This is a genomic window from Achromobacter sp. UBA5777, from assembly GCF_002418565.1.
Classification (GTDB): Bacteria; Pseudomonadota; Gammaproteobacteria; order Burkholderiales; family Burkholderiaceae_B; genus Achromobacter; species Achromobacter animicus.
On sequence record NZ_DIEJ01000118.1, the window covers coordinates 1 to 10,123 of the forward strand.

Here is a 10,123-nt window from a genome sequence, read left to right on the forward strand (position 1 = left end):
TGGCAGCCTTCGCGCACGGCCGGCATGGGTCCGCGCCACGCGCTGGCCGCTGGCGTCGCCGTGGCGCTTGCTGCAGCGGGCTGGCCGCTGTCCCGTATCGACTGGTCGGCGCCGGTAGGCGACCCGCTCAACGTGCGGCTCGTCCAGGGCAACATCGGACAATCCCAGAAATTCGATCCCGCGCTCCTCGAGCAAAGCGTGCGGCGCCATCTGGAACTGACGGCCCTGCCCGCGGCGCCCGGCGTGCCCGCGCCGCAATTGGTGATCCTGCCGGAAACCGTGGTGCCCATCTTCCAGGACCAGCTCGATCCGCGGGTCTGGGAAGTCTGGCGCGACCTGGCCGGCCAACGCAACACCGTCATCGCGATGGGCGTGCCGCTGCATGACCGCGTCAACGGCCGCGAGCGCTATACCAACAGTGTCATAGGCTTTGACGGCGCCACGCCCGTTGAACAGCTGGTGCGCGGCAACACCGCCATGCGCTACGACAAGCGCCACCTGGTGCCGTGGGGCGAATACGTGCCGCCGGGCTTTCACTGGTTTGTCGAGATGCTGAACATCCCGCTGGGCGACTTCGATCGCGGCGGCGAGCGCCAGACGCCGTTTGCCGTCGGCGGCCAGCACATCGCGTTCAACATCTGCTACGAAGACCTCTTCGGTCCCGACCTGCTGCCCGCCTTGCAGCCCGGCCCCAACGGCGAGCCCGGCGCGACCATCCTGGTCAACGTCAGCAACCTGGGATGGTTCGGCGATAGCTGGGCGCTGCGCCAGCATCTGCAGATCGGCCGGCTGCGCACCATCGAGGCCGCGCGCCCGATGCTGACCGCCACCAACACCGGCATTACCGCCGCCATCGACGCAAAGGGCCAGGTTGCCGCCCAACTCGCGCCGCTGCAGGCGGGTGTGCTGCCGGTATCGGTGCAGGGCATGACAGGGCTCACACCCTACGCGCGTTTTGGGGACAAGACCGCGCTGGCGCTGATCGGTTTGGCGCTGATCGCGGCCGTGGGCAGCGCCCGCCGCCCGCGCCGCGGTTGATTCCACGGCTCGGCTGATTCCCCGCCGGACTGACCTTGCCCGCGCGGCTGATTTCCCCGCGCGGCTGATTTCCTTCAGGCAAACAGGTTCGCAGGCAGCGAGCCTGTTTCGTCGGGCGGACGCAGCGGGCCGTTCCCCGCTCCCGTAACTTCGATCGCGTCTGCAATCGCTTGCATGTCGTCGGCATCCAGCTCCAGCTCGGCCGCGCCGATCAGCCCGTCCACCTGCGATGCGCTGCGCGCCCCCAAAATGGCGCCCGTCACACCCGGCCACGCCAGCGTCCATGCCGCTGCGGCGGCGGCCACGGTGGCGCCGTGCCGCTCCGCAATGGGCTTGAAGGCATCGGCCAGCGCCAGGTTGCGCTCCAGCTCCGGCGACCGGAAATCCGCGTGCCGCGCCCGCCAATCGTCCGGCGGCAAGGCCCGTGCACGCTCGACGCTGAACTTGCCGGTCAGCAAGCCCGAATTCATGGGGCTGTAGACGATCACACCCGTGCCTTTAGCCGCGCACCACGGAATGAGGTCGATAGCCGCGGCGCGCTGGATCGCCGAGAACGGCGGCTGCAGGGTGTCTACGTATCCCAAGTGCTCCGCCGCCTGCAACTGCGCGAGGTTGTGGTTCGACAATCCCACCGCGCGGACTTTCCCGGCCTGCTTCAGATCCAGCAATTCCTGCCAGTACGCCTCCAGCGGCGTGCCGTCTCCCGCAGGCCAGTGCATCTGATAGAGGTCGATGCGCTCGACGCCTAACCGCCGCAGCGATCCTTCAAGCTCGCGGCGGATGCTGGATGGCGCGCCGGTGCGCCGCGGCATCGCGTGTGGCTGCTCCGGCGACCAAGTCAGGCCGCATTTGGTGAACACGTACGGACGCTCGCTGGCGGGCATCTGACCCAGCGCCTGCCGAACGATCTCCTCGGAATGGCCCAGGCCGTAGACCGCGGCGGTGTCGATCCAGTTGATGCCGCGGTCGATCGCGTGCCGGATCGCCTTGATGGATTCGGCGTCGTCCTGCGGCCCCCAGCCCACCGCCCACCCGTTGCCGCCCATGGCCCAAGCGCCCAGGCCGATGCGCGTGATGTTCATGTCCGTGCGGCCCAGGGCGACGGTGGGAAAGCCTGTGCTGCTCATGAAGAAGTGCTCATGTGTCGATTTCCTTGCCGATCAGCGGCAACTTTCCGTGCAGCCCTCGCGTCGAAAATCCCACGCGCCGCAAAAATTTTTTCCATCCACGATAGCACCTGCACAAGTCTTTGATTTCATTGATTTCCGCATCAATCGCAGCCTCGCTCAGCAACCAATGCAGCGCTAAATCTGCCCCCAAAACGCCCATCCAACCCTCTTTTTTCGCAACTTTTTTGCTTTTTGCCATGAAGCGACTTGCACGCCCAATTTAGTTCGTGCATAATCTCGTTTCTTCGCCAACGGCACTAAACAAAACCGGCAACGAAACAGCAAAAAACGCGCTCTAACCGGCGCGTTTAAAGCGAAAACGTTGAAGGAATTGATTAGAGAAACGGGGGTATAGCTCAGCTGGGAGAGCGCTTGCATGGCATGCAAGAGGTCAGCGGTTCGATCCCGCTTACCTCCACCAGTCCAAAGCGAAGAGCAGTACAGCAAGTCCAAGTCCCCTTCGTCTAGAGGCCTAGGACATCACCCTTTCACGGTGAGTACAGGGGTTCGAATCCCCTAGGGGACGCCAGTCTACTGGCATGCAGTAGTAGTGATGCAGTTGAAGTGATTATGTAGTTGAGTTAAGCCGCTGCGGAGCGGTAGNNGGGGTCGCGGGTTCGAGTCCCGTCCGCTCCGCCAAAAGCTCTCTCACTCAGAGTCTTTCAAGAGCTCCGTTTTCGGGGCTTTTTTGTTTTATAAGTGTGAGACCTTGTTGTTTGAAGTTTGGAACAGCAGGACGCCCTGGGGGTATAGCTCAGCTGGGAGAGCGCTTGCATGGCATGCAAGAGGTCAGCGGTTCGATCCCGCTTACCTCCACCAGTACGCAGTACAGTAGTCACGCAGTTCAGCAGTAACGCAGTACAGTAGTAAACTTGTTGGTTCCAGGTCCCCTTCGTCTAGAGGCCTAGGACATCACCCTTTCACGGTGAGTACAGGGGTTCGAATCCCCTAGGGGACGCCAGCTTCATCTGGCAAGCAGTACAAGCTGTCTTGACACCACAGCCGCAGTAAAGAAGTTTGCAGTAAAGAAGTTGAAGTCATCAGTAAGCCGCTGCGGAGCGGTAGNNGCCGGGGGTCGCGGGTTCGAGCCCCGTCCGCTCCGCCAAGCACTTTGCGCTTACCGAACGCTGCTCGCAGCACGCATCTGAAATGCACGCATCTGAAGCTCCGGATTCCGGAGCTTTTTGCTTTTGTGCTTTTGATTTCTGCGATTTTGATTTTGCTTTTCGCATATGCTTTTGCATGGGCTGTCCGGCGCCGCCATTCGCGCGGTGCAATCCCCTCTCGTTGCACCCCTTCCGCGAGACTCCTCCCTTTTGACCTCTGGACAGCACCCGCGCGCGGCTTCATGCTTGCGCGTACACGCCATGCGAAGAAAAAAGAGGCCTACGTGACCCCCAACGACGCCGCACCCCAAGCACATCGCCAACACCTGCAGAGCATCATCGCGGGCCTCAACGAGGGCATCATCCTGCTTGAGGCCGATGGCTCGATAGCCTGGGCCAACGCCAGCGCACTTGCGCTGCACGGCGCCGAATCAATGGAAGACCTAGGCGGCACGCCCGTTGGTTTTCGCAAGCGATATACGCTCACCTATCGCAACCATCACCGCGTGCCGGCGCGCCAGTATCCCTTGGACCGGCTGGCGGCGGGCGAAGAATTCGAAGACCTGCTGCTCGATCTGACCCGTAAGGACGACGACGAATTCACGCGCAACCTGCTTGCGCGCGGCGTCAATCTGGACGATGGCGGCCCCATGCCCTATCGCGTCCTGATCCTGCACGACCAGACGGCGCAGATCAACGCCGAGGAACGCTTCGAACGCGCCTTCTCGGCCAATCCGGCTCCCGCGTTGATCTGCCGGCTGTCGGACCTGCGCTACGTCAAGGTGAACCAGGGGTTCCTGGAAATGACCGGCTACTCGCGCGACGCGGTGCTGGGCAAGTCGGCCTATGAAATCGATGTGCTGGACGGAAGCGACGACAAAGAAACGGCTGTGGCTCGGCTCAATGAAGGCAAGACCATTCCGCAGCGCGAGGGCGTGCTGAAGCTGCCCGATGGCACGTCCAAGTTCGTGGTGGTGGCAGGCCAGCCTATCGACATGCACGACGAACCCTGCATGCTATTCACGTTCATCGACCTGGAGGGCCGCAAGCGCACCGAAGAGGCCCTGCGCGAAAGCGAAGAGCGCTTCTCCAAGGCCTTCCAGCTTGCCCCTGTGCCGATGGCCGTCTGCGACGGCGTCACCTTGAACGTCCTGAACATCAATGACGCCTTTGCCGCCGCCACGGGTTTGACGTTGGACGACAAGGCAGAGCAGGACCTCGTCGAACTGGGATTGCGGCCGTACGAAGGCATGCTGGCCGGCCTGAAGCGCGGCGAAAGCGTCCGCAACCGCGAAGCCGTGATGATTGCGCGCGACGGTGGCGAGCTCGACTGCCTGGTGTCCGCCGAGCCCGTCATGATCGGCGGGCTGCGCCGCGTGCTGATCGTGATGCAGGACATCACCGATCGGAAGCGGTCAGAGACCGAACTGCTGACCGCGATCGAGGCGGTCATGCAGGACACCTCGTGGTTCAGCCGCGGCATCATCGAAAAACTGGCCCAACTGCGCCAACCCGCCCCCGCGACGCGCGACGTTGCGGAACTGGCGCAGCTTACGTCGCGCGAGCGCGAGGTGCTGGGCCTGCTCTGCCAGGGCCACGACGACGACGGCATTGCCAAGGCGCTCAAGCTATCGCGCAACACCGTGCGCAATCACGTGGCCACGATCTACAGCAAGATCGGCGTGCACCGCCGCAGCGCCGCCATCGTCTGGGCTCGTGACCGCGGCATCACCGGCCACGAAAGCGCGCGCAACCGGGACAAGCAGGGCAAGTCCTGAACGTTTCGCCCCGGTTTTACAATTTGAATCAAAATAACCGACCGCTTCGCGTCGCCGAAGATGCCGCCGCGTTAGGACGACTGGCCGCTCAAAAGCGGCCATTTTCCTTGAATCGGTTTCCAACCGTGCGCTAAATCCGCCGTTACCGCGCGCATTGCGCAAATCGGCCGCCCCTTCTTACGATCCGCCGATCCAGCCCAGGCCATCAGGCCAGCGGCGAGATCCCCGGCACGAACGAAGGAGCCACCGACCATGCAGACTGCGTACATTCCCGTCCCGACGGCGCCCAAGCGCCTGCCAGCCTCGGCCTGGAGCGCCGACGCCATCATGGCGCTCTACGAGCTGCCGTTCATGGACTTGATGCACCGGGCGCAGCAGACGCACCGCGCCCATTTCGATCCCAACGTCATCCAGTTGTCGAGCCTGCTGTCGATCAAGACTGGCGGCTGTCCCGAAGACTGCGCGTATTGCCCGCAGTCCTCGCATTACGACACCGGCGTGGACGCCGACAAGCTGATGCCGCTGGAAGACGTGGTCGCCGCAGCCCGCGCGGCGCAGGCCGGCGGCGCGCAGCGTTTCTGCATGGGCGCCGCGTGGCGCAGCCCCAAGCCGCATCACCTGGACGCCGTGGCCGAGATGGTCAGCGCGGTCAAGGCGCTGGGCCTGGAGACCTGCGTGACGCTGGGCATGTTGCGGGACGGTCAGGCCGAGCAATTGAAGGACGCCGGCCTGGACTACTACAACCACAACCTGGATACCTCGCCGGAGTTCTACGGCAAGATCATCTCCACGCGCACGTACCAGGACCGCCTGGACACGCTGGAACGCGTGCGCGACGCCGGCATCAGCGTGTGCTGCGGCGGCATCGTGGGCATGGGCGAATCGCGCCGCGAACGCGCCGGCCTGATCGCCCAGCTTGCCAGCATGGAGCCTTATCCCGAGTCCGTGCCGATCAACAACCTGGTGCAGGTGGAAGGCACGCCCTTGTCCGATGTCGAAGCCCTCGATCCCTTCGAGTTCGTGCGCACCATCGCCGTGGCCCGCATCGCCATGCCGCGCGCCGCCGTGCGCCTGTCGGCCGGGCGCGAGACGATGGACGATGCGATGCAGGCGCTGTGCTTTCTGGCGGGCGCCAATTCCATGTTCTACGGCGACGCGCTGCTGACCACCGCCAATCCGCAGATGGCGGCCGACCAGCGCCTGCTCGACCGATTGGGCATGCGGGTCGACGCCGCCGCGCACGCCCGACATGAGGAGGCGGCATGCCGTTGACGCCCGGTCTTCTGTATTTGACGGCCAGCGTGGCCTGCAGTGTCACCGTGGCCGTGATGCTCAAGCTGGCGCGGCGTTGGCAGGTCGACGTGCGCCAGGCGATCGCCATGAACTATGCCGTGGCCGCCCTGCTCTGCTGGCTGGTGCTGCGCCCCGACCCGGCACGCCTCGTGACGCCGCAAACGCCATGGCTGGTGCTGGCCGCGCTGGGCGTGCTGCTACCGAGCGTCTTTTTGGTGATGGCGGCCGCGTTGCGGCATGCCGGCATCGTGCGCAGCGACGCCGCGCAGCGCCTGTCGCTCTTCATTCCGCTGCTGGCCGCGTTCGCGTTGTTCGGCGAACCGGTCACGGCGCGCAAGCTGGCGGCTATCGCGCTGGCTTTCGCGGCCCTCTTCTGCCTGCTGCGCCAGCCGCCGCGCATTCGTTTATCCGAAGCCACGGCCGCCGAGGACCGGCGCGCGATGTGGATGTGGCCGCTGGTCGTATGGGCGGGCTATGGCGTGATCGACATCCTGTTCAAGCAGGTTGCCCGCACGGGGACCGCATTCGCGGGCAGCCTGTTGCTGACGTTCCTGATGGCGGGCGTCCTGATGCTGGCGTATCTGCTGTGGCGGCGCGTGCGCTGGCAGGTGCGGCATCTGGCCGCGGGGGTCGCGCTGGGGCTGGCCAACTTCGGCAATATCCTGACCTACGTGCGCGCGCACCAGTCGCTGCCCGAGCACCCCGCGCTGGTGTTCGCGTCGATGAACATGGGGGTGATCACGCTGGGCACCCTGGTGGGCGCCCTGGCGTTTCGTGAACCGCTCACGCGTGTGAACGTGCTGGGCATTGCGCTGGCGTTGTCCGCCATTCTGCTGATGACGCCCTGGTAGGGGCGCTTCAGGTGCCGGTGCGGCGCTGGCGTTCGGGGTGCGCGTCCGATGCGGCGTCCGATGCAGCGTCCGAGGTGGAGCCCAATCCGGCAGTTGGTGCGGAGCCCGATACACGGCTTGATGTCGGGTCCAACGTCGAATCCGGAATAGCGTCGGATCCGCCCTCCGCTCCCGCAACCGTATCAGGCGACGCGTCCATTCCACCCTGCCCCGTCGCCGAATCCACCGATACGGCCTCGGCCACCGGCTCGGGCGGAGCCGGCGCCGCAGATGGATCCGGCTGCACCATTTCCATGGCGATGTCGTTCTCGGGGTCCACCCGCGGATCCAGCACCGCCGCCGCGGGCGAACTTTGCAACGTGTCGGGCATGGGTACGAAGTGCGTCGGCGCCTCGTCGACCTGGTGCGCGCCGGTGACACGCGTGGGCCGCACCTGCCAGACCAGAATCACGGCGCACGCCGAGATGAACACGTAATACATGGCGGGTCCGCCCAGCGACATCATGAAGCCCGCGATCATCGGCCCCACACAGGCGCCCAGGCCATATGTCATCAGCAACACCGCCGACAGGCTGACACGCCTTTCTGATTCAACGTGGTCATTGGCAAAGGCGGCGCCCAACGGATACAGCGTGAACTGCAGGATGCCGAAGACGCAGGACATGGCGACCAGCGCCCAGAACGGCAACGCGATCCAGCCCCACATGACTGTAGGCAGCAGGACCAGCAACAACGCGTTGAAGCGGATGAGGCCGGCGCGGTTGATGCGGTCGGACAGCCAGCCCATTGGCCACTGCGACAACAGGCCGGCGGTCACGGCGGCCGCAACGAAGACGGCGGCCTGCGACGTGGTCAGGCCATTCTTGGCGCCATAGACCGCGGCCAAGCCGTAGAACGCACCGGACAAGTTGCCCGCCACGAAGAGCACGGTCATGGACAGCGGCACGCGCCGCATGAAGAACTTCACGTCCAGCGGCGCGGGCAGCGGCGTGGGCGGGTGGGACCGGGCTGTGACGGCAAGCGGCACGAGGCACAGCACGAGGCACATCGCAACCATGGTGAGCGGTCGCAGGTCCAGCGTGGCGTAGGCGGTAAGCGCCAGTTGGCCCAGCACGGTGCCCAGGCCGGAGACGACCATGTAGACGGAGAACACGCGGCCGCGCTGGTGATTTTCGGTCTGTTCGTTGAGCCAGCTCTCGATGACCATGAACTCGGTCACCATGACGATGCCGGAGACGATGCGGAACACCAGCCACAGGGGCATGGATTCGACCAGCGTCTGCGCCAGGATCATGCTGGTGGCGATGGCCGCGCAGGCGACGAACGCGCGGATGTGGCCAACGCGGATGATGAGCTTGTGCCCAAGCCGCGCGCCGCACACGAGCCCGAGGTAGTAGCCGGCGATCAAGGTGCCGATCCACACTTCGCTGACGGACTGTGCGGTCAGCCGCAGGCCCATGTAGGTGTTGAAGAGACCCGTGCCGATAAGCATCAGCAAGGTCGCAAAATAAAGCGACGAAAACGATGAGATCGTGGAGAGCATGGCGTCGACAACCGCTGCTGGCGCTAGCGCTGCGGGCCGCCGGGGCGGCCCGCAACACTGGCGGTAAAACAGGAACCTGCGGAGATCAGGCTTGCGAGAGCATGGTGGCCGCGTCGCTGACTTCAAACTTGCCAGCCGCTTCCACGTTGAGCTGCTTCACAACGCCGTCGACGATCAGGGCGGAGTAGCGCTGCGAGCGCACGCCCATGCCGCGCTGGACGAGGTCCAGTTCCAGGCCGAGTTCCTTGGTCCACAGCGCGGAGCCGTCGGCCAGCATGCGAACTTTGCCTTCGGTCTTCTGCTCACGTCCCCAGGCGCCCATGACGAAGGCGTCGTTGACGGACACGCACCAGATCTCGTCGATGCCCTTGGCCTTGAGGGCAGCGGCCTGTTCGACGTAGCCGGGCAGATGCTTGGCCGAGCAGGTGGGCGTGAAGGCGCCCGGCACGGCAAACAGCGCGATGGTCTTGCCGCGGGTCAGGTCGGCGACCTGGAACGCGTTGGGACCGAGCGAGCAGCCGGCGGTTTCGGTTTCGATGAATTCGGTCAACGTGCCATCGGGCACGCGGTCGCCGACTTTGATCGTCATGTAGATCTCCAGAATGAAAGGGGGCAATGCATTGAGGCAGGACTGCCTCACAGCCCCCATCATAGTTCGAGCGCGGCCGGCTTGCTGCCTTTGGCGGAAGGCGAAAAGAAGATGAACAGTTCGAAACGACTCCACACGGCGAGTACATGGGGAGGAAACGGGCGGTTGCCATAATGCCGTGGTAGACATCGCCCGCCGCAGCCGCGAGAGGCTGACCGCTGCGGAGGGCTTCACCGGGAGACTTTCGATGCGTAAATTCCTGACCGGGCTGGCATTGACGCTGGCCGCTGCTGCCCCGGCGTGGGCGGCTCCCGATGCCGCGGAGCAGGCTCAATACGATTCCTTCGTTGTCGCCGCTGGTGCGTCCAATGGCGCGGCACGTGCTTGCGGGGCTTCAGAGCCTGATCTGGCGCAGCATCAGGAGACGGCTCGGAAAAATCTGACGCGGTATGCCGAGGAGTATGGGTTTCCGACGGGCGGCTTCGATGCGGCGTTTGCGAAGGGGCAGGCCGATGGGACGACGATGATGGAGGAGATGAAGCGGTCTGGGGTGGATGGGTGCCGGGGCGTGCTGGGCGGGTTTCAGAGCGAGCGGGTGATGAAGTACGAGGAGATGAAGCGGGCGCTGGCGGAGGTTAGTGATGGGCTGCCGGGGGAGAAGGCTCGGTAGGGCTTTGGTTCTTGTGCAGGGTGATTTGAGTTCTTTAGACGCCCGGCGCGCCGGCCACCTGGGGTGCGCGGGGCCACGATTGCGGT

9 protein-coding genes and 4 tRNA genes are annotated in these 10,123 nt (G+C 64.7%); 9 read left to right on the top strand and 4 right to left on the bottom strand.

Features of this window, described 5'->3' with window-relative positions; all coding sequences use genetic code 11:
* On the top strand, positions 1–1,038 hold a 1,038-nt coding region (gene lnt / locus B3446_RS09020; protein WP_291379960.1), incomplete at its 5' end, for an apolipoprotein N-acyltransferase.
* Positions 1,039–1,112: 74 nt separating this feature from the next.
* Here lnt and B3446_RS09025 read toward each other — a convergent pair.
* Together B3446_RS09025 and B3446_RS09030 are read right to left on the bottom strand one after the other, a co-directional pair.
* Complete coding sequence (locus B3446_RS09025; RefSeq protein WP_291379974.1) at positions 1,113–2,120, bottom strand: aldo/keto reductase; 1,008 nt, start codon at positions 2,118–2,120, stop codon at positions 1,113–1,115.
* Between the two features lie 55 nt (positions 2,121–2,175).
* Positions 2,176–2,406, bottom strand: coding sequence for a hypothetical protein (locus B3446_RS09030; protein WP_291379962.1), 231 nt, complete (start codon positions 2,404–2,406; stop codon positions 2,176–2,178).
* Positions 2,407–2,552: 146 nt separating this feature from the next.
* Between B3446_RS09030 and B3446_RS09035 the strand changes: the two genes are divergently transcribed.
* From B3446_RS09035 to B3446_RS09065, 7 genes are all read left to right on the top strand, one after another.
* A tRNA-Ala gene (locus B3446_RS09035) sits at positions 2,553–2,628 on the top strand.
* 32 nt (positions 2,629–2,660) lie between these two features.
* Positions 2,661–2,736: transfer RNA gene (locus B3446_RS09040), tRNA-Glu, on the top strand.
* Between the two features lie 214 nt (positions 2,737–2,950).
* Positions 2,951–3,026: transfer RNA gene (locus B3446_RS09045), tRNA-Ala, on the top strand.
* A gap of 66 nt (positions 3,027–3,092) precedes the next feature.
* Positions 3,093–3,168, top strand: a tRNA-Glu gene (locus B3446_RS09050).
* Between the two features lie 429 nt (positions 3,169–3,597).
* The gene (locus B3446_RS09055) at positions 3,598–5,091 is read left to right on the top strand and encodes a helix-turn-helix transcriptional regulator (protein WP_291379964.1); all 1,494 of its coding nucleotides are present in this window, start codon (positions 3,598–3,600) and stop codon (positions 5,089–5,091) included.
* A 252-nt stretch (positions 5,092–5,343) separates the two neighbouring features.
* On the top strand, positions 5,344–6,363 hold the full coding sequence (bioB, locus tag B3446_RS09060; RefSeq protein WP_291379966.1) for a biotin synthase BioB: 1,020 nt from the start codon (positions 5,344–5,346) through the stop codon (positions 6,361–6,363).
* On the top strand, positions 6,360–7,235 hold the full coding sequence (locus tag B3446_RS09065; protein WP_291379976.1) for a DMT family transporter: 876 nt from the start codon (positions 6,360–6,362) through the stop codon (positions 7,233–7,235). The genes bioB and B3446_RS09065 overlap by 4 nt, the downstream gene beginning before the upstream one ends.
* Before the next feature lie 7 nt (positions 7,236–7,242).
* On the opposite strand, the gene B3446_RS09070 is transcribed toward B3446_RS09065, so the two are convergent.
* Together B3446_RS09070 and B3446_RS09075 are read right to left on the bottom strand one after the other, a co-directional pair.
* Positions 7,243–8,778, bottom strand: a complete 1,536-nt coding sequence (locus B3446_RS09070) for an MFS transporter (protein WP_291379968.1) — start codon at positions 8,776–8,778, stop codon at positions 7,243–7,245.
* 85 nt (positions 8,779–8,863) lie between these two features.
* The gene (locus B3446_RS09075) at positions 8,864–9,367 is read right to left on the bottom strand and encodes a peroxiredoxin (protein ID WP_291379970.1); all 504 of its coding nucleotides are present in this window, start codon (positions 9,365–9,367) and stop codon (positions 8,864–8,866) included.
* A 247-nt stretch (positions 9,368–9,614) separates the two neighbouring features.
* Between B3446_RS09075 and B3446_RS09080 the strand changes: the two genes are divergently transcribed.
* Positions 9,615–10,037, top strand: coding sequence for a hypothetical protein (locus B3446_RS09080; RefSeq protein WP_291379972.1), 423 nt, complete (start codon positions 9,615–9,617; stop codon positions 10,035–10,037).
* The last annotated feature ends 86 nt before the right edge of the window (positions 10,038–10,123 follow it).

Coding starts and splice junctions, on each gene's coding strand:
- B3446_RS09070 (WP_291379968.1), bottom strand. CDS start 8,778: ATGCTCTCCACGATCTCATCGTTTTCGTCGCTTTATTTTGCGACCTTG.
- B3446_RS09025 (WP_291379974.1), bottom strand. CDS start 2,120: ATGAACATCACGCGCATCGGCCTGGGCGCTTGGGCCATGGGCGGCAAC.
- B3446_RS09030 (WP_291379962.1), bottom strand. CDS start 2,406: ATGGCAAAAAGCAAAAAAGTTGCGAAAAAAGAGGGTTGGATGGGCGTT.
- B3446_RS09075 (WP_291379970.1), bottom strand. CDS start 9,367: ATGACGATCAAAGTCGGCGACCGCGTGCCCGATGGCACGTTGACCGAA.
- B3446_RS09080 (WP_291379972.1), top strand. CDS start 9,615: ATGCGTAAATTCCTGACCGGGCTGGCATTGACGCTGGCCGCTGCTGCC.
- bioB (WP_291379966.1), top strand. CDS start 5,344: ATGCAGACTGCGTACATTCCCGTCCCGACGGCGCCCAAGCGCCTGCCA.